This is a genomic window from Amycolatopsis sp. lyj-84 (genome assembly GCF_046549075.1).
GTDB lineage: Bacteria > Actinomycetota > Actinomycetes > Mycobacteriales > Pseudonocardiaceae > Amycolatopsis.
Genome location: NZ_JAJPWO010000011.1, coordinates 304,084 through 326,208 on the forward strand (window position 1 = coordinate 304,084; position 22,125 = coordinate 326,208).

Sequence of the window (22,125 nt, forward strand, 5' to 3'; positions counted from 1 at the left end):
GCCGGGCGGACTGAGCGCGCGGTGTGCCGGTGTGCTGGTATGGGCTCGTGCCCTCGACGACGCGGATCCGGACCAGGCGCGGCTCTCTCGCCCGCCAACTGCTGATTCTGCAGCTCGTGGTGCTTTTCGTGCTCGTCGCGGCGGGGGTGACCTTCGCCTATCTCGATTCCGTCCGGGCCACCGAAGACCGGGCGCGGGACAAGGTGACCGCGGTAGCCGAAGCGGTGGCGGACGCGCCCGGCGTGCTGGCCGCACTGTCCACATCGGAGCCCAGCCGGACGCTGCAGCCGTTCGCGCAGAGTGTCCGCGCGGACACGGAAGTGGATTTCGTGACCATCATGGACACGAACGGGATCCGCCACACCCACCCGAATCCGGAGCTGATCGGACAGCCGTTCATCGGGAACATCGGCGAGGCGCAACGCGGCGGCAAGGTCCTCGAGACCTACTCCGGTTCGCTCGGCCCGTCCGAACGCGTCGTGGTCCCGGTGCTCGGCACCGGAGGACAGGTCGTCGCGCTGGTCTCGGTCGGCATCACCGTCGAGGCGATCGACGCCGAACTCCGCGAACGCCTGTGGCCGCTGATCGGGGTCGCGGTGGCGGTGCTGGTGGTCGGCGGGATCGGCAGCTATCTGGTCAGCGCCCGGCTCCGGCGGCAGACCAGGGGGATCGCGCCCGAGGAACTGAGCAACCTGTTCGAGTACCACGAAGCCGTCCTGCACTCGATGCGCGAGGGGCTGCTGCTCGTCGGTGGCGACGGACGGGTGGTGCTGTGCAACGACGGCGCCCGCGCGCTGCTGGGCGTCGACGGCGATCCGGTCGGCCTGGAACTGTCCGCAGTGGACATTCCCGAAGATCTCGTCGAGGCGTTCACGTCGGGACAGGAGCGCACCGACGAACTCCACCTCACCGAAGCGAGGGTGCTGGTCGTCAGCACGGCGCCCGTGCGGTCGCGAGGCGAGGCGATGGGCACCGTCGTGATCCTGCGCGATCACACGGAACTCCAGGCGCTGACCGGCGAACTGACCACGGTGCGCGGACTGGCCGAGGCCTTGCGGTCGCAGGCGCACGAAGCGGCGAACCGGCTGCACACCGTCGTTTCGCTGGTCGAGATCGGCCGACCCGAACAGGCCGTGGAGTTCGCGACCGAAGAACTCGCGCTGGCGCAGGAACTCACCGACCGGGTGGTCGGCGCGGTCGCCGAACCGGTGCTCGCGGCGCTGCTGCTGGGCAAGGCGGCGGAGGCGAGCGAACGCGGGGTCGAATTCACGATCACGCCCGACACCGTCATGGAGGATTCGGACACCGGCGTCCCGCCGCGGGACCTGGTGACCATCCTCGGCAACCTGATCGACAACGGGATCGACGCGGCGGCGGGGAACGCCGGCGGCGGCGGACGGCCCGGGGTCGAGGTCACCGTGCGGTCCGGCACCGAGGGACTGCTGCTGCGGGTCGCCGACACCGGCCCCGGCGTGGACGACGTCGAGGACGTCTTCCGGCGCGGCTGGTCCACCAAACCCGAGGACGGCCACGGGCTCGGCTTGGCACTGGTGGGTCAGGCGGTGCGGCGGCACGGTGGGACCATCGACGTCGGCAGGGAAGAGGGCGCGGTGTTCACCGTGCGCTTGCCGCCGAAGACGCCGCCGAAGGAGCCGACACGATGATCAAGGTGCTGGTCGTCGAGGACGAACCGGTCGCCGCCGACGCGCACCGGGTGTACGTCGAGAGAATGCCCGGCTTCTCCGTGTCCGGCGTCGTGCACTCCGGAGGCGACGCGCTGCGGTTCTGCGAACGCGAGCCTGTCGACCTGGTGCTGCTGGACTTCTACCTCCCGGACACGCACGGGCTCGCGGTCTGCCGGTCACTGCGCGCGGCCGGGCTCCCGATCGACGTCATCGCGGTGACCTCGGCGCGTGACCTGGCGCTGGTCAAGGCCGCCGTGTCGGTCGGCGTGGTGCAATACCTGCTGAAACCGTTCACTTTCGCCTCCCTGCGGGAGAAACTCGAGCGCTACGCCGAGTTCCACGGCGCTTCGGGCGAGGTCACCGGACAGGCCGAGATCGACCGTGCGCTCGGCACCTTGCGCACCACCGAACGGCAGGCGCTGCCGAAGGGGATGAGCGGGCAGACCCTCGAGGCGATCACCGACGTCCTCGCCTCGGCCGCGGACGGCCTGTCCGCCGGGGCGGCCGCGACCGCGATCGGCGCCTCCCGGGTCACCGCGCGGCGCTACCTCGAATACCTGGCCGACAACGGCCTCGCCCAGCGCGAGCCACGCTACGGCCAGGTCGGCCGCCCCGAGGTCTGGTACAAACCGAAAACCGTATAACGACCTATACCGCGTCCCGGTGGCTACCGTGGACAAGGTGAAGATCGGCGAACTCGCGCGGAAGACCGGGGTCAGCGTCCGCGCGCTGCGCTACTACGAGGAAGAGGGCCTGATCCGGCCCGGTCGCGAAGGCAACGGCTACCGCGACTTCTGTCCCGGTTCGGTCGAGGCCGTCCTGCAGATCCGCGGAATGCTCGACGCCGGATTGCCGACCAGGCTGATCCGCGAGATCCTGCCGTATCTCGACGATCCCGGCGAAGTGCGGCCGAAGGTGCCGTGTGAGTACATGATCGACGAGGTCGCGCGGCAGCGGGAAGTGCTCGATCGCCGGATCGCGCTCATGACCCGCAATCGCGACGCGCTCGACGCGTACCTCCGCGACTTGACCCTGCCACAAACGTGAGGGTTTTAGCGTGCGGACATGACTTCGATGCGCGCTCTGCGACAGGACTCCGCGAACGGTCCTGAAGATCTCCACCTGATCGCCGACGCTCCCGTTCCGGTCCCGGGACCAGGCGAGATCCTGGTGAAGGTCACCGCCGCCGGTGTCAACTTCGCCGACGTCATGCAGACCCGGGGCACTTATGAAGGCGGCCCGGCGGCGCCGTACGTCGCGGGGTTCGAAGCCGCCGGTGAGGTCGTCGGCCTGGGGGAGGACGTGACTTCGCCGCGTCTCGGCGAGCACGTCGTCGGGACGGGCGCCGGCGCCTTCGCCGAGTACATGGTCATGTCCGCGGCCGGTGCGGTCCCGGTGCCGGAGGGCTGGTCGGACGAGCAGGCTCCCGGGCTGATCCTGAACTGGGCCACGGCGCTCGCCGCGCTCAAACCGCTGGGGCGTCTCGCTTCCGGCGAGACCGTGCTGGTGCAGGCGGCGGCCGGCGGGGTCGGCCAGGCCGCGGTCCGATTGGCGAAGCACTACGGCGCGACCGTCATCGGTACCGCGTCGCCGGGGAAACACGACCTGGTGCGGGCGCTGGGCGCCGACCGCGTCCTCGACTACGGCGTCGCGGCGGGAGAGGTGGATCTCGTGCTCGAATCGGTCGGTGGGGCGACTTTCGCCGCGAGCCTCGCCGCCGCCAAACGGGTCACCGGGCGGGTGGTGGTCTACGGCGTCGCCGGGGGAGAGGTCGCGATCACCAACCGGGACTTGAACTTCCGGCATCAGATCCACGTCATCGGCCTGCATCTCGGCGTCCTGATCGAGCACGCGCCCGAGATCTTCGCGGACTCGATGGACGAGCTGCGCGCTCTCATCGCCGCCGGGGTCTGCACGCCGGGCGAGCCGGCGGTGTACGACCTCGCGGACGGGCCGAAAGCGCTCGCGGAACTGGAGGCGCGGTCGACCGTCGGCAAGCTCGTGCTGCGGCCCTGAACGCGGCATCTTCGTATGCGGACATGCGCATGTCAATAGGTCGAAAGTGTTGGTAAATCACCAGCTGGCTGACGCGACGAAAGTTGGTGCCCAGTCGCGGCGGAGCCTCCTAAATTCACCAACCATTCCGTTGTCCTCACAAGGAGTGGGTCCATGGCAAGGAAGTTCTTCGTCTCCGCGTCCGTGAGCTTGGCGCTGCTCGCCGTCCCCGTCACCGCGGGCCAGGCCACGGCCGCGGTCCAGCCTGCTCAGCAGACCGTGGCGGCGACCACGGTCTACTACGACGCCTCGGGAGCGCCCAGCTTCCGTGCCGCCATCCAGGCGGGCGCGGCGAACTGGAACAACTCGGTGTCCAACGTGAAGCTGCAGGAGAGCTCGTCGGGGGCCACCCTGCGCTACACCGAGGGCAACGACCCCCGGGGTTCGTACGCCCAGACCGACGGCCACGGCCGCGGCACGATCTTCATCGACTACTCGCAGGCCCAGCAGTACGACCAGACGCGGATCGCCGCGCACGAGACCGGCCACGCGCTCGGCCTGCCGGACAACTACCAGGGTCCGTGCTCCGAACTGATGTCCGGTGGCGGCCCCGGCCCGTCCTGCACCAACGCGAAGCCGAACTCCCAGGAGGTCTCCCGGGTGAACTCGCTGTGGGCCAACGGCATGCTGTCGGCCGGCACCATGCAGCGCATCTACAACTACTGACGTTTTGCGCTCCGTGAAGGCCTCCTTCCCTACTCTCAAGGTAGGGAAGGAGGCCTTCACGGCGTTCTAGCCCTGGAACTCGTAGGCGCCCGCGTCGACCCGGGCTCCGGCGTAGACGGGGTTTCCGTCGACGTCACGGTCGTCGTACTTCGTGGTGCCGAGGTCGATCGCCGGGCTCCCCGCCTTCAGGGCGAGGTTCGTCGCCGACGTGAACTTCGGGTCGGCCACCTTGTCCGTCGACCCCGCCGTGAACTGCCGGAGCCCGCCGAAATAGACGTTGTGGTCGGTCGCGGTGAAGGTCGTGTCCGCGTAGCCGACCTTGTACGCCGCCTGGACGACGTTCTGCGTCATCTTCAGCACCTGGTTCGTGCAGCCGCCGTAGCAGACGAAACCCTCCGACTCGGCGTTCGAGAGCCTGAGCGAGTTGTTGCGGAACACCGTCCCCAGCACCGGCCCGTTGCCGTCCTCCGCGCCGCGCGTGATGATGCCGCCGCGTGTCTTGGCGCCGAAGATCGCGTTGTACTCGAAGACGTTGCCGGTCGAGACGCCGTCGGGGTCCTTCGCGTCGGTGCCGAGTTCGGTGAAGGTCTCGTTGTCCTCGGAGACGTTGTGATGGATGACGTTGCGGGAGCCGTAGAAGATCTCGACAGCGGCGCCGTCGAGACCGCCGAAGTCGTCGGACTTCGCGATCGAGCCGCTGATCCGGTTCCAGCCGATGTCGGAGTCGTTGCCTTGGACCAGCACGGCGAACGCGCCGGAGTCGTCGTTGCCGCCGGGCGTCACGACGGTCATGTGGTTGTTGTCGACGAGGTCGTTCTGCGTGACTTCGGTGTGGTCGGCCGACGGCGCGATGTAGACGCCCGCGCCGGCGCCGGTGATGAGGTTCGACAGCACCTTGTTGCGGTCGCCGGAGACCTTCACCCCGGCCCACGAGCAGCGGCCCGCGTCGGCCGCGACGCCGATCTGGAGGTCCCGCACCACGTTGTCGTTGCCGGGCAGGTCGACGCACGCTTCGGTTTCGCCCTTGACGATCGGACGGGCGCCGGTGCCGTACGCCCCGACGGTGACGCCGGAACCCTTCACGGTGAGGCCACTGGGCCAGTTACCGCCTCGCTTCAGCAGCACGGTGTCGCCGGGTGCCAGCGTGGTCGCGGAGACCTTCGCCAGTGACTTCCAAGCGGTCTGCTGCGAAGTGCCGCTCGCGGTGTCACTGCCGGAGAGCTGATCGACGTAGTAGGTCTTCGAAGCGGCTTCGGCCGTGGTGAATCCGGTGCACGCGAGGGCGGCGAGCACGCTGACGGAAAGCAGTTTCCAGGACATCCCGCAGACCGTAACCACCCGTCGCACAAGGGTCGTACAAAGACGCCGTCGGCTCTAGCATGATCCGATGCGCAGGCCGTCGCGGATCCTCGTAGTGGCCGCGTTGCTGCTCAGCGCCGTTGTCGCGAGCAGCGGCGTCGCGCCCGCGCCGCGGCCCGTGGTTCCCGCCGCAGGACTGAACGAACTCTGGAACAGCTACGGCGATCAGGGCGGGCACTGGACCGGCGGAGATCGCACGGTTTCGGTCCCGCTGCCGGACGGCCGCACCGCGTGGCTGTTCTCGGACACGTTCCTGGGCAGGGTGAACCCGGACCACAGCCGCCCGCCGGACAGCCCGCTCGCCCGCAACACCCTGGTCGTCCAGCGATCCGACGGCACGCTGGGGGAGACGCTGCACGGCGGCACCGCCGACGACCCGGAGCCCCTGATCGGGCTCCCGGGCTCGGACGAGCATTGCTGGGTCGGAGATGGCGCTGTCGAAGGCGATGTCCTGCGGGTGCTCTACAACCGGTACAAGACGACGGGACCCGGCGGACTCGACTTCCGGAGCACGGGGACCTCGCTGGTCACCTTCCGGTTGCCCGCGCTGACGCCGTCCGAGGTGCTGGTGATCCCGGTGAGCGATCGGGTCGCGTGGGGATCGGAACTGCTCGAAGACGGCGGCCACACCTACGTCTACGGCTCCGAACAGGGACACCTCAGGCTCGCCCGGGTGCCCATCGGGGGTCTTCGAGGACCATGGCAGTTCTGGACCGGCGCCGGCTGGTCGTCCCGCGAAGAGGACGGGATCCGGATGCTGGCCGGGGTCGGGACGGCGTTCTCGGTGATCCGGATCGGTGCCGAGTACGTGCTGATCACCATGGACACCAGCCCCGGCTTCAGCCCGGTGATGCTCGCCTACACCGCGAGTTCGCCGACCGGCCCGTTCGGTGCTCCGGTCGTCCTCCACCGGGCACCCGAAGCGAATGAGCGGCGGATCGTCTACGACGCGACGGCACATCCGCAGCTGAGCCGTCCGGGGAAGCTCACGGTGTCGTACAACGTGAACTCCCTCGACCACCGCGACAACTTCGCGGACGCGCGGATCTACCGGCCGCGGTTCGTGGAGGTGGACTGGCTACCCGTTCTGGGGAGATCGTGAGTGGTAAGGATGGTTCTTGAGGGGAAGGGCAAACGTGTCGTGTTCGCGGGCGGGTCGTGCCGGACTGAAGGCTCCCTTCGCCGCGTCCGATGCGGTGAAGGGAGCCTTCAGCATCGCGGATCTGTACCGGCCACACCCTGACTGTCCACACAGGACACTCTCTAGCGGCTGAATGTCCGATTGATAACCATATGTACCCTTTATGGGCGGGGTCGTGAGTGGCAATGCGGGTTCTAACCCTCTTTGTCACTCACGACCCTCTCGAAAAACGCACATCTAGCCATCAATTGGGCATTCAGCCACCGGGAGGTGTCCCTTGTGGACGCTCAGGGAACGGCTGGCGCCCGCGGGCCAGTCCAGAACCATGCCGCGAAGGTCACCTCTCGACCTTGAAGCCAGCGAAGGGTTCCTTCATCACAGAGGCTCTAGCCCGCCACCTTTGACTTACCTCTCAATATCCGTCCTTACCGCTCACGAGCCCCACCAAGCGCTCAGTCGAGAACGCGGTCGTCCCGCGGCGCTTCGATGGTCAAGGGGAGCGAAGCGCCGTCGGTGAGCTGATTCAGCCGGGTCACCGTGCGGTCCAGTTGCTCCGCCAGACGCGGGATAGTGCTCGACGGCAGGTATGCCTCGGCACCGGCGTCGAGAAGGCGGCGCACCGGCCCCTCGTACTTGACCCCCAGCTCGGCGTCCTCGATCTCCGTGATCACCACCCTGGCCTTCGGGTACAGCGCACGGAAGTTCGCGATCAGCTGCGGGCTGACCGGCGGTACCAGCAGGACGTCGACGCTCGGGGGCGCCGAGTGCAGGTCCAGCACGAGATAACCGGGGCCGAGCCGCTCGGACAACGAGTCCCGTGCCGAGGCCGACAGCTTCATGGCGGTGGCCACGACCGTGACGTCGTCGGAGTCCGCGGTAGCGAACCGCTCTTCGGGAAAGGAGCCGGAAATCGTCCCGATCGTCTCGCCGTTACGGGTGATGGGCAGCTCTTCGCCGGGGCGGAGGGTGTCGATGAGCGCCACGAGTTCTTCAGGAAGCTGGGTGGCGTCGACCCACCGCTCGGACTGATCACTCATCAACCCATGATGGCCCCCTGCCTCGCCCGGGGAGCAAGGAAGGGGCCATCACGTACTCCTAGCGCGGTCGCCCGGGCACGCCAGGACGGGTCTGCCAGGGATGCGGGCCCTCCAGTGGCCGGTATTCGACGCCCAGCGCGTCGAGCCGGGGCAGGTGGTGGTCCCGCAGGCGCGGCAGGAACTCCGCGTAGTCCCGGCCCTCCGGACTGCTCCACGCCACCTCGGCGAAAGCACTCAGCCGGGGGAAAGCGACGTAGTCGACGCGGCGCGCGGTGTCCAGGTGCTCGGCCCACACCTGCGCCTGGGTACCGAGAATCGTCCGGTCGGCGGGGAAGTCGGCGGGCACCGGCTCGTAGCCGTAGATGTCCTCCAGCGTCCGCAGGTAACCGACGGGGATCGGTTCGTCGGGGTGATCCGACTGGCGGTGGTCCAGGTACACGTGGTCCTCGGGGCACATGACGACGTCGTGACCGGCCGCGGCGGCACGGGCACCGGCCGCCTCGCTCTGCCACGAGCCGATGACCATCGGCGGCAGGTCACCCGCTTCGAGCACCTCGTCCCAGCCGAGCGGACGACGTCCTCGTTCGACCAGGTGCCGGGCGATCTCGCGGACGAACCGGCCGTGTTCCTCGGTCGCGCCGGGTACTTCGTCGCCGCCGAGCGCGATGACCTCCGACGGGAAGATCTCCAGCACGTGGTCGAAGACGCCCTTGAAGAAGGCATGAGTGGACTTCTCGGTGTTCAGCAGGGACGTGCTGATGCCCCAGCTCGTCCAGACCTCCCACGGTTCGGCGGTTTCCGGGCCGAGTTCGGGATAGGCGGCGATGGCGGCCCGCGCGTGTCCGGGGATGTCGACTTCCGGGACCACGGTCACCGAGCGCGAGGCGGCGTACGCGACGATCTCCCGGAGATCATCCGTCGAGTAGAACCCGCCGTGCGGGCGTCCATCCCGTTCCGGCCCGTCGTGCCGCCCCACCATGGACGACTTCCGCCAGCCGCCGACCTCGGTCAGCTTCGGGAACTCGGGGACCTCGATCCGCCAGCCCTGGTCGTCGGTCAGGTGCAGGTTGAGCACGTTGAGCTTGTGCACCGCGAGCAGGTCGATGAACCGCAGCACCTCGGCCTTGGTCCGGAAATGCCTTGCCACATCGAGTAAACAGCCACGCCAGCCGAAGCGCGGGTGGTCGGTCACCACTCCGCAGGGGATCGTGGCCTGTCCACTGTGGATGGACGCGGCACGGAACGCGTCCGGCCCGATCAGCTGCCGGAGCGTCTGGCGACCGTAGAACTCGCCCGCCGCGTCGGCCGCGTGCAGGGTCACGCCGGACGGGTCGATCTCCAGCCGGTAGCCCTCGGCTGGCAGCCCGGCGTCGGTGCGGACGTCCACTTCGGACGGTACGGAACACCGGCCGGGCAGCGGTTCCACCGAGACGGGACGGGGGAGCAGAGTTTCGAAGCCAGGCATGTCAGCCCTTCACCGCGCCGCCCATGACGGACACGAGTCGTCGTTGCACGAGAATGAAGAACACCAGCACCGGGATGGTCATCAGGGTCGAGCCCGCCATCACCGCGCCCCAGTCGGTGTCCTCCGGTTTGAAGAACACGAGGATCGCCAGCGGGAGCGTCTGGTTCTCGGTGTTGGAGATGATGAACGTCTTGGCGAACAGGAAGTCGTTCCAGGCGTGGATGAAGGCCAGCACACTGATCGCCACCAGTCCCGGCGCCACCAGCGGGAAGAGGATCTGCCAGGTGAACCGCATCCGGCTCGCCCCGTCGATCTTCGACGCCTCTTCCAGCTCCTGCGGCACCGCGGCGACGAAACCGCGCAGCATCCAGATCGCGAACGGCAGGCTGAACGCCAGGTGCACCAGGATCAGCGAGCCGAGGTGGTTGGTGCCGAACGCCGGCGCGACGTCGCCGACCGACCGCATCAGGAAGAACAGCGGAATGGTCAGCGCCTCGACCGGCACCATCTGTGCCACCAGCACCATCACCAGCAGGACGGTCTTGCCCTTGAAGTTGAACCGGGTCAGTGCCACCGCCGAAAGGAACGACAGCAGGAGCGACAGCGCCACCACCACGACGGCGACGATCACGCTGTTCAGGAAGAACAGTGCGAATCCCTCGCCGCTGAGCACCCGCTCGAAGTGCTCGAGGGTCGGCGTGAGGGTCCACGGCCGCGGGTTCTCCGCCTGGATCTGCCCGGTCGGCTTGAACGCCGAAAGCACCATCCAGTACACCGGGAACGCGACCATCCCGGCGATCACCACGCAGATGATCTCGGCGATCAGCCTGCCGGGCTTCTTGACCCGGCGGGTCTTCGGCGCAGTCGTCACACCCATCCCGCGCTCCGGCGTTGCGACCGGACGTACAGCCCGGTGATGGACAGCAGCAGCAAGGTCATCACGACTCCGAGCGCCGCGCCGAGACCGTATTCCTGTCCGGCGAAGGCCTGTTGATAGGCGAAGACGTTGAGCACGAGGTTGCGCCCGGCCACGCCGCCGCCGTTGGTCATCACGTAGATCTGGGTGAAGATCTTGAAGTCCCAGATGATCGACTGGATGGTGGCGATGGTCAGCAGCGGCCGCACCATCGGCAGCGTGATCGACCACGTGGTGCGCCAGGTCGACGCGCCGTCGAGATACGCGGCCTCGATGACCTCCTCCGGCACGCCCTTGAGCCCCGCGTACATCGTCACCATGACGAACGGGAACGAGCACCAGATGACCTCGGCGGCCACCAGCCCGAACGTGCTGTAGGTGTCGAAGGTCCACGAGTGGTTCGCCATGCCGGTGAACCCGAGGCCCGAGAGCACCTCGTTGACCAGGCCGAAGTCCGCGTCGAACAGGAACAGCCAGACGTACGAGCCCGCCATCGCCGGCGTCGCCCAGGCGGCCAGTGCCGCCAGGAACAACGGGACCCGCGCCCACGAGCGGACCCGGGTGGCCAGTACGGCCAGCCCCGTCCCGAGCGCGAGACTGCCGACGACACAGACCGCGGTGAAGCCGAGGGTCTTGGCCAGCACCTCCCAGAACTGCACGTTCTCCAGCAGGTCGGTGTAGTTCCGGAAGCCGAGGAACTCCAGCGGCGCGTTCCCGACGGCCTGCGGCTGGCCGTAGTCGTAGAACGAGATCAGGACGAGCTGGTAGATCGGGTACACCAGCATGGCCAGCAGCAGGATGCCGCCGGGAGCCAGGTAGAGCAGGGCGGCCCGCCCGTCCCGGCGACGGCGGGGGGACCGCCGTGCCGGGACGGCCGGAGCCGTGGTGCGGGGGATGTCCTTGGTGACCACTTAGCCGAACGCCTTGTTCATCTCGGCGGCCGCGGTGGCGAGTGCGGCCGCGGGGTCCTTGCCGCCGGTCGCGATCTGCTGGATCGCGGTCGGCAGCACGTTCTGCGCGTCGATCTTCGACCACGCCGCGGTGGCGGGGACGAACTTCGTGCCCGCGGTGAGCGTGTCGACGAACGGCTTCACCGACGGGTCGCTCGCGGCCACCTTCTGCTGGACACTGCCGAGCGTGGGCAGGTTGCCCATGGCGATGTACATCTTCTCCTGGTACTTGGCGCCACCGAGCAGTTCGGTGAACTCGACCGCGAGGCTCTTGCGCTTGGTCGCGTTGAACACGCCGAGCAGGTTGCCGCCCGCGAACGCCGGGGCGACCTTGCCCGCCTCGGTGCCCGGGATCGGGATGATCGCGTACTTCCCCTTCACCTGACCGGCTTCGACGGCCTTGCGGTTGAAGTCACCACCGATCGACATGCCCGCCTTGCCGCCCGCGAACGCCGTGATGCTCTGCGTGCCGGTGAGGTTGGCGCACTGCTCGGGCGGGCAGATGTCCGCCTTCAGCAGGTTCGCGTACGCCGCGACTCCGGCCTTCGCCTGCTCCGAGTCCACAGTGGACTTCCACTTGTCGCCGTCCTGCTTGGCGATCTCGCCACCGTGCGCCCACAGGAACGGCAGCATCGCGTAGGTGTACTTGCCACCGACGGAGATGCCGTACAGCTCGGGCTTCTTGGCGCGGATGGTCTTCGCGGTCTCGGTCAGTTCCGCCAGCGTCGTGGGCGGCTTGAGGCCGAGTTCGGCGAAGAGGTCCGTGCGGTAGTACAACGCGCGGATACCGGTGAACCACGGCAGGCCGTAGGTCTTGCCGCCGGACTTCGCCGTCTCCAGGACCGCGGGCAGGATGTCGGCGCCTTCCTGCCACGACGAGAGATCGCCGGTCAGGTCGGCCAGTGCGCCGGTGGCGGCGTAGCTGGAGACATCGGTGTTGCCGAACTCGGCGACGTCCGGCGCGCTCGCCGGGTCGTTGAAGGCGCCGGAGAACTTGTCCGCGCGGCCTTCCACCGGGATCCACTGGACGTCGACCTCGACGCCCGAGTGCGCCGCCTTGAACTCGGCGATGGCCTCCTTGACCGCGGCCTCCTTGGGGGCGCGGTTGGCTTCGTCGAACAGCCAGACCCGGACCGTGCCGGTCTTTTCGTCACCGCCGCTCGCGGCCGGTGTGTTCTGGGCAGGCGCACAGCCCGCGACGAGGCCGAGCGCCGCGAGGCCCGCGATGAGGACGCGAGTTCTCATGGGATTTTCTCCTTAGCCGAATAAGACGGAATTGACCTGGGGGAGCGCCAGTTTCCCGGCGACGGCCCCCGGGAGACCGGTGGCGGGATCGCGCGGCAGCCAGCTGAGCGTGCCGGACTTGTCGCTGGAGACGTAGAACCAGCTTTCGGTCGGATCCAGGGTGAGGTGGCGCGGGTAGACGCCACCGACGGGCGCGTTGCCCAGCAGTTTCAAGGACTTCCCGTCTTCGCCGACACCGAACGACGCGATCGTGTCCGAACCGCGCACGGACGCGTAGACGAACCTGCCGTCCTTGGACGTGGTGATCTCGCCCGGGTACTGCGCGCCGGGCGTGCCCGCCGGAACGGCCGCGACGACCTGCCCGGCGGTCAGTTTCCCGGTGGCCGGGTTCCACGCCGCGACGGTCACTTCGGCACGCAGCTCGCCGAGGATGTAGGCGTACTTGCCGCCTCCGTGGAACGCGAGGTGCCGGGGCCCGGCGCCCGACGGGAGCTTCAACTGCTGGTTCAGCTTCAGTTTTCCGGTGGTGACGTCGAGTTTGTAGACGTAGACCGAGTCCGCGCCGAGGTCGACCGAGAGCACCCACTTGCCGGTGGGGTCGTTGACGACCTGGTGCGCGTGCGCGGCCCGCTCGGCGCCCTTGTGCTGGGCCAGATCGACGACGTCGCCGAGTTTCCCGCCCGCGAGGATCGGGAGGACGACGACGCTGCCGCTGCTGTAGTTCGCGGCCAGCACGTACTTCTGGCTCGAGTGGACACTCAGATGCGTGGGGTGCTGACCCTTGGTGGATTTCTTGTTGAGCAGATTGGGTTTCGCCGGATCGGCCAGGCTCAGCGCGGAGATCTGACCGTTCTCGTCCTCGTTGGTCACGTAGAGCGTCTTGCGGTCCGCGCTGATGTCGAACCAGGAGGCGTTGCTGATCCCCGGGATCGTCCGGTCGACGACCAGCGCGTTGGTCGCCGCGTCCCGGTGAGCGACATCGAGCCCGTGCCCGGAACTGGTATAGCTGCTGACGTAGATGGCCCCGGTTCCCTTCGGTCCGCAGGTCTGTTCGGAAGCGTTCGCGAGGTGGGAACCGAGAACGGTGGTGAGTCCAGCTGCTCCGACGGCGCCGAGGAAGGTGCGTCGATCGAGTCCGGTCATCGTGATCTCTCCCAGCTTTCAGGTGGTTTAAACCACTGCCATGAGCAATGCTGCCACGCCGAAACCGGAAACGGAAAGGACGGTTTCCAGGACGGTCCAGGTTTTCAGCGTCTGCGGCACGGTCATGTTGAAGTACCGCGAGATGATCCAGAACCCGCCGTCGTTCACGTGCGAGGCGATGATCGAACCGGCCGAAATCGCCACGACCAGCAGCGCGAGCTGGATCTGCGAGTAGCCCAGCGTCGCCACCGTCGGCGCGACGATGCCGCTCGTGGTCACGATCGCGACCGTCGCCGAACCCTGCGCGATCCGCATGCCGCAGCTGATCACGTAGGCCGCCAGGATGACCGGGAGACCGGCGTTGTCGAGCGATCCCGCGACGGCCTTGCCGATCCCGGTCGCGGACAGCACGGCACCGAAGAACGCGCCCGCGCCGACCACCAGCAGGATCATCGCGACCGGGCGGAGCGACTTCGCCGAAAGCTCGCTCAAGTCCTTGCCCGTCAAGCCGCGGCGCAGGCCCAGCAGCCAGGACGCGAGCAGCACCGAGATCGTCAGCGCGACCGCGGGGGTGCCGATGAACGCGGCGACACCGGCCGGAGCGGAGTTCTTCGGGAGCCAGATGCTGCCGAAGGTCCCGGCGAGGATCAGCACCAGCGGGACCGCGATGATCGCCGCCACCAGCTTGAGCGACGGCGGGTTCTCCTCCTTCTCGCCTTCGTCTTCCGCGACCAGGAATTCCTCGGGAACCGGCACGTCGATGCGCTTGCCGATCCAGGTCGAGTAGGCGACGCCGCCGACCAGGAACGCCGGGATACCGCAGACCAGGCCCATCAGGATGATCCAGCCGAGTTCCACATGCAGCAGGCCTGCCGCGGCCACCGGGCCGGGGTGCGGCGGAAGGAACGCGTGCGTGATGGAAAGACCGGCGAGCAGGGGCAACGCGTACAGCACCAGCGAACGGCCGCCCTGTTTGGCGGCGACGTAGACCAGCGGTGCCAGTACGAAGATGCCGATGTCGAAGAAGACCGGGATACCGAAGACGAAGCCCGCCAGGCCCATCGCGAGCGGAGCACGCTTCTCACCGATGGCCCGCAGCAGCGCGCCGGTGAGCACCTTCGCGCCACCGGAACGCTCCAAAATGGACCCGAGGATCGTGCCGAGTCCGATGATCGCGGCGATATGCCCGAGGATCCCGCCGAAACCCTTTTCCAGCAGGGAATCCGACGCCTTCTGCGCGGAGCCGACGATCTGCCCGACCGGCAGGCCCGCGGCCAGCGCGGTCAGCAGGCCGACCACGATCAGCGCGATGAAGGGCTCGAGCTTGACCTTGATGATGAGGAACAGCAAGACCGCGATCGAGACGGCGGCGAGGGTCAGGAGACCTCCCGTCGAATGTTGGAGCCAATCGATCATCGGGCACTCCCGGGATTCCGCAGTGAATGGCCGGCGAGGGCGCCGGTCGGTTGACCATCGTCGATGGCGGCGACACCGTTGACGAAGACATAGGGGATACCGGCGGCCTGCTGCCGCGGCTCGTCGAACGTGGCGGTGTCGGCGACGGTTTCCGGGTCGAACAGCACGAGATCCGCCGCGTACCCCGCGCGGACGAGACCCCGGTCGGTCAGCCGCAGGCGTTCCGCCGCGCGGCCGGTGAGGTGGGAGACGCATTCGGCGAGGTCGAGGACGCCGAGTTCGCGGACGTAGCGCGCGAGGTACCGCGGGAACGTGCCCCAGGCGCGGGGATGCGGCCGGGCGCCGACGAGGAGCCCGTCGCTGCCGCCGGTGTGCGTGCGGTGCCGCATGATCGCCTGGACGTTCTCCTCGTGCCCGACGTGCATCAGGCAGGACGTGCCGAGCTTCTCCGAGAGCAGGACGTCGAAGTACAGCTCCGCGGCCGGTTTCCCGGCCCGCCGCGCCGAAGCGGCGACGGAATGCCCGACGAGGTGCGAGTTCTCGTCGCGGCGGACGCCGTTGATCTCGATGGCTTCCCAGTCGATCGGCACGCCGTGCGCGCCGTCGGAGCCGGTCTCCTCGATTTCGGCACGGATCCGCTCACGCGTGTCCACATCGGACAGCCGGGCGAGGGTCGCGTCCAGCCCGCCTTCGGTGGACCAGCTCGGCAGCAGCGCGGAAAGGTAGGTGGCGCCGGGAAGATAGGGATAGGTGTCCAGCGTGATGTCGCAGCCGTCGTCGAGCGCCTGGTCGAGCAGTTCCAGCAGCTGGGGAGCCTTGCCCTTGTTCACCGAGAAGTTCATCGTGGCGTGCGCGAGGTGCAGCGGGCAGCCCGAGCGGCGGGAGACGTCGACCATCTCGCCGAAAGCCTCGAGCGCGCCCTTGCCGTAGCTGCGGTGGTGCGGACTGTAGAAACCGCCGCGCTCGCCGACGACCCGGCACAGTTCGACGAGTTCCTCGGTGGTCGCGTACATGCCCGGCGTGTAGGTGAGCCCGGACGACATGCCCATCGCGCCCTCGGCGAGCCCGGTCGCGATGAGTTCCTTCATCGCGTTCATCTCGGCTTCGGTCGCGGGCCGGTCTTCCCAGCCGACGGTGAGCATGCGGACGGTGCCCTGCGGCACCAGGTAAGCCGCGTTGACCGCGACCCCGGCGTCGAGCCGGTCGAGGTACTCGCCGACCGAGCGCCAGTTCCAGTCGAATCCGGCGGGGTCGTCGTTCCACCCGGCGAGCTGCTGGCGCAGCGCCGCGAGGACGTCGTCGTTCACGGGCGCGTAGGAGAGCCCGTCCTGTCCGAGGACCTCGGTCGTGACGCCTTGCGAGAGCTTCGCGAGGTGATCCGGATTGGCGAGCAGCTGGAGGTCCGAGTGCGAATGCATGTCGATGAACCCGGGCGCGAGCACGAGTCCTTCGGCGTCGATGGTGCGGCGGCCCGCGAGCGAGCCCGGTTCGGCGACACTGGCGATGCGGCCGTCGGTGATGCCCACGTCGTGCCTGGTGAGCGGATCCCCGGTGCCGTCGGCGACCAGTGCGGAGCGGACAACGATGTCCATGGCGATTCTTCCTCTGCGGCGGTGGAGGACGGATCAGAAATGCGTGCGGACGAAATCGAGCACGGTCTCGCCGTCGGGGCCGACGACCGGGATGAGGGGCCATTTGTCGAAGACGGTGCAGGGATGCGAAAGACCCAGTGCGATCCAGTCGCCGACCTCGACCGGCGAACCGGGCGGCAGCGTCAGAAAGGCGTGCTGGTCGTTCATCTTCTGGATGGCGTGACCTTCGAGCGCGGACGGCGGTCCGTCGCCCTTGCGGATCAGGCGGGGCTCGGGCATGCCTTCGTCGAAGGAGGCGTCCCGTTTGCCGATGGTGAGCAGCGCGAGTTCGTCCGTCGGCTTCGACGTCACCTGCGCCCAAGCGCGCAGTGCGGGACGGAACGAGGCGACGCCGCCGATACGCGGGTTTTCGCCCAGCGGGGAGATCACCCGGTAGAAGCCGTCGTCGTGGGTCACGTAGGCGCCGCTGCGCAGGATCGGCAGGACGTCCAGGCCGCCCCAGTCCTTGGTGAGTTCGTCGGCGACGCGGTCGAAGTACGCGCTGCCGCCGCCGGTGACGATGATCTGCCCGGCGTCGTCGAGCAGGCCCTTGTCGTTGAACGCGAAGACGAGTTCCCGCAGACCGTCCACATAGGAGCTGATCAGCTGGAGCGACTTCTCGTCGGTGTGGTGGGAGAGCGCGCCTTCGTAGCCGCCGGATCCGCGCAGCCGCAGGGCCGGGCTCGCGTGCGCGGCTTCGGCGACGGCGAGCGCGGTGGCGGTGTCGCGGACCCCGGTCCGGCCACCCTCGGCGCCGAGTTCGACGAGCACGTCCACCTTGCGGCGGGCGCCGCGCAGGGCCTCGGTCATCAGCTCGACGCCGCGGACCGAGTCGACCCAGCAGACGAACTCGAAGTCGTCGTCGGCGTCCAGTTCCGCGGCGAGCCAGCGCAGGCCCGACGGGTCGAGCAACTGGTTCGCCAGCAGGATCCGGGAAACCCCGAACGCCCGGTAGATCCGCAGGTGCCCGGCGTTGGCGCAGGTGATGCCCCAGGAACCGTGCTGGAGCTGCCGCTCGAACAACTGCGGCGCCATCGTCGTCTTGCCGTGCGGGGCCAGCGCGACCCCGCGTTCGGCGCACCAATCGGCCATCGTGCGGAGGTTGTGCTCGACGGCTTCCTCGTCGAGCACCACGAACGGGCCCAGGAAGCCGTCGTCGAACAGCTTCGCGCCGCGGGCGGCGGCCTCCCCGATCGTGAGTCCGGACAGCGAGGGCGCGACCGAGCGGAAGCGCCAGTCGACGCGCTCCTCCCGGACGGCCGCGACCGCGGCGGAATCGATGGTGCCGGCTTGGAACATGAAGCTCACCTCGGTTGCGTATGTTGCAACGGACGTTGCGCATATTGCGTGGGATAGGTGTAGCATCCGGTCCGCTAGAGGTCAACGGCGTGACGACTAGGAGACGCGGAAGTGACAGGTGAGCCTTGGCCGCCCGGGAATCTTTTGATCTTTTGGGGTCGCGCCTTTTTGGCCGGAGGCCCCGCTATCGCGATGGCAGGGCGCTTTTCGATCGTGAGGCGCAGTGATTTCGCGAGATGCGCCCTGGCAGCGGGATGGCGGTCGGCGCGATGAGGAGCACTGACGTTTTGTGCATCGGGGAGTCGATGGCCTTGTTCGTACCGGCCGAACCAGGGCCGCCCGACGAGGTACGGAAGTGGGTGCGGACCATCGGCGGAGCCGAATCGAACGTCGCCTGCCATCTCCCCGCGCTGGGTTTCGCCAGTGCGTGGGTGAGTGCCGTCGGTGACGATCCGTTCGGCCGCGCGCTCGTGCGCGAGATCGCCGCGGCGGGGGTGGACGTCAGCGCGGTCATGGTCGACCCGACGCGGCCGACCGGGCTCTACATCAAGGAAAGCGGCGCTCAGGGCAGTCCCGTGCGCTACTACCGCAAGGGCTCGGCGGCGTCCGGAATGGACGCCGGGCTGCTGGGGAAGCTCGATCTCGACGGGGTGCGCGTGATCCACCTGTCCGGGATCACGCCCGCGCTGTCCGACGGCTGCCTCGACCTGGTGCGGGCCCTGCTGGAGCGACCTCGCGGCGACACGCTGGTGTCGTTCGACGTCAACTTCCGGCCCGCGCTGTGGACCGGGCGCGACCCGTCCGTCCTCGCCGGACTGGCCGCCCGCGCGGACATCGTGCTGGCGGGCGAAGACGAAGCCGAGCGCGTGTGGGGGACAGGCGACCCGGGGAGGCTGCGCGCCGTGCTGCCCGGGCCGAAAACGCTGGTCGTCAAACACGGGGAGCGTGGGGTCACGCTGGTCGACGGCGAAGAGGCGCCGCTGTTCGCGCCCGCGCTGCGGGTCGACGTCGTCGAACCGGTCGGTGCCGGCGACGCGTTCGCGGCCGGTTTCCTCGCCGCCACCCTGCGCGGCGACGACCCCGTGACCAGGCTGAGGCGCGGTCACCTGCAGGCCGCCGCCACCTTGCTGACCCACGACGACGTGGGGACACCGCTGCCCGAAACCGTCGTCGAAGCGCTCATCGGGGCGGATGCGGCAGCATGGGCGGCGGCGAAGCTGACGGACAAGGGATTGGTGGGCGTATGAGCCAGAGCCTGGACAGGGCGCTCACACTGCTGGGCGGGCTCGCCCGCGAGCCGAAGACGCTGGACCAGCTCGCCGAGGAGATCGGCGTGCACAAGTCGACCGTGCTGCGGCTGCTGCGCACCCTCGAGTCGCACCATTTCGTGCGCCGGGAGGGACAGCGGTACTACCGGCTCGGCAGTGCCCTCTTCGACCTCGCGCAACAGGCACTGGAAGACCGCGACGTCCGCCGCACCGCCCAGTCCGCGCTCGCCGCGCTCAACGTGAGCACCGGGCACACCGTGCACCTCGCGTCCTATGAGGACGGAGAGGTCGTCTACATCGACAAGTTCGAGGGCAGGCATTCGGTGCGGATGTACTCCCGCATCGGCAAACGCGCCCCGCTGCACTGCACCGCCGTCGGCAAGGTGCTCGTCGCGGCGATGACGCCGGAGAAGCGGGCGGACGTGGTTTCGAGGATCGACTTCTTCGTCCGCACCCCGAACACGATCACCACACCGGCCGCGTACGGGACCGAACTGGATCTCGTCGCCGACCGCGGCTACGCGGTGGACAACGCCGAGCACGAGGACTTCATCCACTGCATCGCCGCGCCGGTCCGCGGCCCTGGCGGCGTGGTGCTGGCCGCCGTGTCGATGTCGGTGCCGAAGGTGCTGCTCGACTACGACGGCCTGATGGGGCTCGTGCCCGAACTGGTCGCCGCCGCCGAACAAGCTTCCGTCCACAGTGGATGGACGGGGAACCGAAAGGGGAAGTTGGAATGAGCAAGACCGCGATCAGCACGGAGAACGCGCCGAAGCCGGTGGCCGCGTTCTCGCAGGCGGTCCGCAAGGGCAACATCCTGCAGGTGGCCGGCCAGGTCGCCTTCGACCCGGCCACCGGCGCCATCGTCGGCGAGACCGTCGGTGAGCAGACCGAGCAGACCTTCAAGAACATCGAAGCGGTGCTCGAGGCCGCCGGTTCGAGCCTGGCCGACGCGCTGATGGTGCGTGTCTACCTGACCGACGTCGACCACTTCGGCGTGTTCAACGAGGCCTACAACAAGCTGATCGGCGAAGCGCCGCACCCGGCCCGCACCACCGTGTACGTCGGCCTGCCCGCCGGCCTGCTGGTGGAGATCGACGTCCTGGCCGTGGTGGACTAGTCACCCACGCGCGCTAGGAAAGGCCCGTTACTTGCAAATTTTGCAAGTAACGGGCCTTTCCTAGCATTGGTGAGGGGCTAGAGCACGCTCGTGTAGCCGTTCAGCGCGGGCTGCCCGCCCAGGTGCGCGAAGAGCACGTTCGAGTCCCGCGATATCTCACCGCGGGCAACGAGGTCGATCAGGCCCGCCATGGACTTGCCCTCGTAGACCGGATCGGTGAGCACGCCCTCCAGGCGCGCCAGCGTCCGGATCGCGTCCAGGGTGGACTCGTCGGGGATGCCGTAGATCCCCGCGTGATAGCGCTCGTCCAGTTCGACCTCGCCGATCTCACCGGCGCCGATCAGCTCTGCGGTCGCCCGGGCGATCCGCGTGACCTGGTCGCGGGTCTCGGCCGGTTTCGCCGAACCGTCGATGCCGAGGATCCGCCGGGGCTTCCCCGAAAGCGCGGCCCCGGCGACCATCCCGGCCTGAGTGCTGCCGGTGACCGAGCAGACCACCACGGTGTCGAAGAAGACGCCGAGCTCGGCCTCCTGCGCCTCGAGTTCGACGATCCAGTTCGCGAAACCGAGCCCGCCGAGCCGGTGGTCCGACCCGCCCGCCGGGATCGCGTACGGCTTGCCGCCGCCCGCTTCGATCTCCTTGACCGCGTTCTCCCAGCTCTCCTTGAAGCCGACGCCGAACCCGGCTTCGACCATCCGGATGTCCGCGCCGAGGATGCGCGAGAGCTGGATGTTGCCGACCTTGTCGTACAGCGGGTCGTTCCAGTCCACCCAGCTCTCCTGCACCAGCACGGCCTTGAGCCCGGCGCGCGCGGCGGCCGCGGCGACCTGTCGGGTGTGGTTCGACTGCACGCCGCCGATGGAGATCAGCGTGTCCGCGCCGTCGGCGAGGGCGTCGGCGACCAGGTATTCCAGCTTCCGCGTCTTGTTGCCGCCGAACGCGATCCCGGAATTGACGTCCTCGCGTTTCGCCCAGACCTTCGCCCCGCCGAGGTGGTCGGTGAGCCGCTCGAGCGGGTGGACGGGGGAGGGGCCGAACAGCAGCGGGTAGCGCGGGAAGTCGGCGAGGGTCATGACGTCTCCAGGAGGGCTTCGAGTTCGGTCCAGATGGTGGCGGTGATCGAGCAGGCCGCGTCGACGTCGCCCGCTTCGAGGGCGTCGGCCAGCTCGGTGTGCCGCTGGACCGACCGGTGCGCGGGCAGCGAGCCGAAACGGGCGTACTCGAGTCGCCGGAGCAACGGGGTGTAGCGGGCCAGCGTCGCGGCGATCGCCCGGTTGCGCGCGGCTGCCACCGGGACGTCGTGGAGTTCGTCGTCGGCGGCGATCGCGGCCGCGATGTCCCCGGCGGCGATCGCGTCGGCGAACCGGGTGTTGGCCGCGCGCATCGCCGCGACCTCGGCCGGTCCCATCCGCGGTGCGCCGGTCCGGACCGCGAACTCGTGCAGCGCGCGGACCAGCTGCAACGCGTCGCGGACGTCGTCGGGCACGAACCCGGCCACCCGCGTGTAGCTCTGCGGCTTCGACTCGACGAGGCCGTCCTCTATAAGACGGAGCAACGCCTGGCGCACCGGCGCCCGCGACAAGCCGAGCTGATCGGCGAGGTCGCCGTCGCGCAGGTTCGTTCCCGGCGGCAGCGTCCCGTCGATGATCGCCCGGCGGATGTTCTCGTAGGCCTCGTCCCTCAGGAGAGACCTCGGCACCTTCGCTAACCCACTCACATCTGAAATGTT

Annotated in this window: 21 protein-coding genes; 9 read left to right on the forward strand and 12 right to left on the reverse strand. The window is 68.5% G+C overall.

What is annotated here, in order from left to right; all coding sequences use genetic code 11:
* Nucleotides 1-47: 47 nt before the first annotated feature.
* The 5 genes from ACLJRM_RS30955 to ACLJRM_RS30975 all read left to right on the forward strand — a co-directional run bounded on the left by ACLJRM_RS30955 (nucleotide 48) and on the right by ACLJRM_RS30975 (nucleotide 4,406).
* The gene (locus ACLJRM_RS30955) at nucleotides 48-1,664 is read left to right on the forward strand and encodes an ATP-binding protein (RefSeq protein WP_410665058.1); all 1,617 of its coding nucleotides are present in this window, start codon (nucleotides 48-50) and stop codon (nucleotides 1,662-1,664) included.
* A complete protein-coding gene (locus tag ACLJRM_RS30960) occupies nucleotides 1,661-2,329 on the forward strand; it encodes a response regulator (protein WP_101608786.1) in 669 nt (222 codons plus the stop codon). Before ACLJRM_RS30955 ends, ACLJRM_RS30960 begins: the two co-directional genes overlap by 4 nt.
* 37 nt (nucleotides 2,330-2,366) lie before the next feature.
* Nucleotides 2,367-2,732, forward strand: coding sequence for a MerR family transcriptional regulator (locus ACLJRM_RS30965; RefSeq protein WP_101613290.1), 366 nt, complete (start codon nucleotides 2,367-2,369; stop codon nucleotides 2,730-2,732).
* 18 nt (nucleotides 2,733-2,750) lie between these two features.
* Nucleotides 2,751-3,701, forward strand: a complete 951-nt coding sequence (locus tag ACLJRM_RS30970; RefSeq protein ID WP_410665059.1) for a zinc-binding dehydrogenase — start codon at nucleotides 2,751-2,753, stop codon at nucleotides 3,699-3,701.
* Nucleotides 3,702-3,854: 153 nt separating this feature from the next.
* The gene (locus tag ACLJRM_RS30975) at nucleotides 3,855-4,406 is read left to right on the forward strand and encodes a snapalysin family zinc-dependent metalloprotease (protein WP_101608784.1); all 552 of its coding nucleotides are present in this window, start codon (nucleotides 3,855-3,857) and stop codon (nucleotides 4,404-4,406) included.
* A gap of 66 nt (nucleotides 4,407-4,472) precedes the next feature.
* Here the strand turns inward: ACLJRM_RS30975 and ACLJRM_RS30980 are convergent, their stop codons facing one another.
* Nucleotides 4,473-5,726: a choice-of-anchor Q domain-containing protein gene (locus tag ACLJRM_RS30980; RefSeq protein WP_410665060.1), complete on the reverse strand. Its 1,254-nt coding sequence runs from the start codon at nucleotides 5,724-5,726 to the stop codon at nucleotides 4,473-4,475.
* A gap of 67 nt (nucleotides 5,727-5,793) precedes the next feature.
* On the opposite strand from ACLJRM_RS30980, the gene ACLJRM_RS30985 reads away from it, so the two are divergent.
* On the forward strand, nucleotides 5,794-6,867 hold the full coding sequence (locus ACLJRM_RS30985; protein ID WP_410665061.1) for a DUF5005 domain-containing protein: 1,074 nt from the start codon (nucleotides 5,794-5,796) through the stop codon (nucleotides 6,865-6,867).
* Between the two features lie 491 nt (nucleotides 6,868-7,358).
* Here ACLJRM_RS30985 and ACLJRM_RS30990 read toward each other — a convergent pair whose 3' ends face one another.
* The 9 genes from ACLJRM_RS30990 to ACLJRM_RS31030 are packed head-to-tail and all read right to left on the reverse strand — an operon-like array spanning nucleotide 7,359 to nucleotide 18,008.
* On the reverse strand, nucleotides 7,359-7,943 hold the full coding sequence (locus tag ACLJRM_RS30990; protein WP_410665062.1) for a hypothetical protein: 585 nt from the start codon (nucleotides 7,941-7,943) through the stop codon (nucleotides 7,359-7,361).
* Between the two features lie 58 nt (nucleotides 7,944-8,001).
* Nucleotides 8,002-9,408, reverse strand: coding sequence for a beta-N-acetylhexosaminidase (locus tag ACLJRM_RS30995; protein ID WP_410665063.1), 1,407 nt, complete (start codon nucleotides 9,406-9,408; stop codon nucleotides 8,002-8,004).
* A 1-nt stretch (nucleotide 9,409) separates the two neighbouring features.
* Nucleotides 9,410-10,285: a carbohydrate ABC transporter permease gene (locus tag ACLJRM_RS31000; RefSeq protein ID WP_076157078.1), complete on the reverse strand. Its 876-nt coding sequence runs from the start codon at nucleotides 10,283-10,285 to the stop codon at nucleotides 9,410-9,412.
* Nucleotides 10,276-11,235, reverse strand: coding sequence for a carbohydrate ABC transporter permease (locus ACLJRM_RS31005; protein WP_101608778.1), 960 nt, complete (start codon nucleotides 11,233-11,235; stop codon nucleotides 10,276-10,278). The genes ACLJRM_RS31000 and ACLJRM_RS31005 overlap by 10 nt, the downstream gene beginning before the upstream one ends.
* Entirely contained in the window at nucleotides 11,236-12,519 is a 1,284-nt protein-coding gene (locus ACLJRM_RS31010; RefSeq protein ID WP_410665064.1) for an extracellular solute-binding protein, read from the reverse strand. It abuts the gene before it with no gap.
* Between the two features lie 12 nt (nucleotides 12,520-12,531).
* Nucleotides 12,532-13,662 (reverse strand): lactonase family protein, encoded by a 1,131-nt coding sequence (locus ACLJRM_RS31015; protein ID WP_410665065.1) that lies wholly within the window; start codon nucleotides 13,660-13,662, stop codon nucleotides 12,532-12,534.
* 27 nt (nucleotides 13,663-13,689) lie between these two features.
* Entirely contained in the window at nucleotides 13,690-15,078 is a 1,389-nt protein-coding gene (locus ACLJRM_RS31020; RefSeq protein ID WP_101608775.1) for a GntP family permease, read from the reverse strand.
* Nucleotides 15,075-16,670 (reverse strand): N-acyl-D-amino-acid deacylase family protein, encoded by a 1,596-nt coding sequence (locus ACLJRM_RS31025; RefSeq protein ID WP_410665066.1) that lies wholly within the window; start codon nucleotides 16,668-16,670, stop codon nucleotides 15,075-15,077. Before ACLJRM_RS31025 ends, ACLJRM_RS31020 begins: the two co-directional genes overlap by 4 nt.
* 33 nt (nucleotides 16,671-16,703) lie before the next feature.
* Nucleotides 16,704-18,008, reverse strand: coding sequence for an amino acid deaminase (locus ACLJRM_RS31030; RefSeq protein WP_101608773.1), 1,305 nt, complete (start codon nucleotides 18,006-18,008; stop codon nucleotides 16,704-16,706).
* A gap of 269 nt (nucleotides 18,009-18,277) precedes the next feature.
* On the opposite strand from ACLJRM_RS31030, the gene ACLJRM_RS31035 reads away from it, so the two are divergent.
* Genes ACLJRM_RS31035 through ACLJRM_RS31045 form a run of 3 tightly spaced genes read left to right on the forward strand, consistent with a single transcriptional unit; the run spans nucleotide 18,278 to nucleotide 20,396 of the window.
* A complete protein-coding gene (locus tag ACLJRM_RS31035) occupies nucleotides 18,278-19,255 on the forward strand; it encodes a sugar kinase (RefSeq protein ID WP_410665067.1) in 978 nt (325 codons plus the stop codon).
* Entirely contained in the window at nucleotides 19,252-20,016 is a 765-nt protein-coding gene (locus tag ACLJRM_RS31040) for an IclR family transcriptional regulator (protein WP_101608772.1), read from the forward strand. Before ACLJRM_RS31035 ends, ACLJRM_RS31040 begins: the two co-directional genes overlap by 4 nt.
* A complete protein-coding gene (locus ACLJRM_RS31045) occupies nucleotides 20,013-20,396 on the forward strand; it encodes a RidA family protein (RefSeq protein ID WP_101608771.1) in 384 nt (127 codons plus the stop codon). Before ACLJRM_RS31040 ends, ACLJRM_RS31045 begins: the two co-directional genes overlap by 4 nt.
* A 77-nt stretch (nucleotides 20,397-20,473) precedes the next feature.
* On the opposite strand, the gene ACLJRM_RS31050 is transcribed toward ACLJRM_RS31045, so the two are convergent.
* Together ACLJRM_RS31050 and ACLJRM_RS31055 are read right to left on the reverse strand one after the other, a co-directional pair.
* Nucleotides 20,474-21,469 carry a 1-aminocyclopropane-1-carboxylate deaminase gene (locus ACLJRM_RS31050; RefSeq protein WP_410665068.1) on the reverse strand — a complete coding sequence of 332 codons (996 nt, stop codon included), beginning with the start codon at nucleotides 21,467-21,469 and terminating at the stop codon, nucleotides 20,474-20,476.
* Entirely contained in the window at nucleotides 21,466-22,113 is a 648-nt protein-coding gene (locus ACLJRM_RS31055) for a GntR family transcriptional regulator (RefSeq protein WP_410665069.1), read from the reverse strand. Before ACLJRM_RS31055 ends, ACLJRM_RS31050 begins: the two co-directional genes overlap by 4 nt.
* Nucleotides 22,114-22,125: the final 12 nt, after the last annotated feature.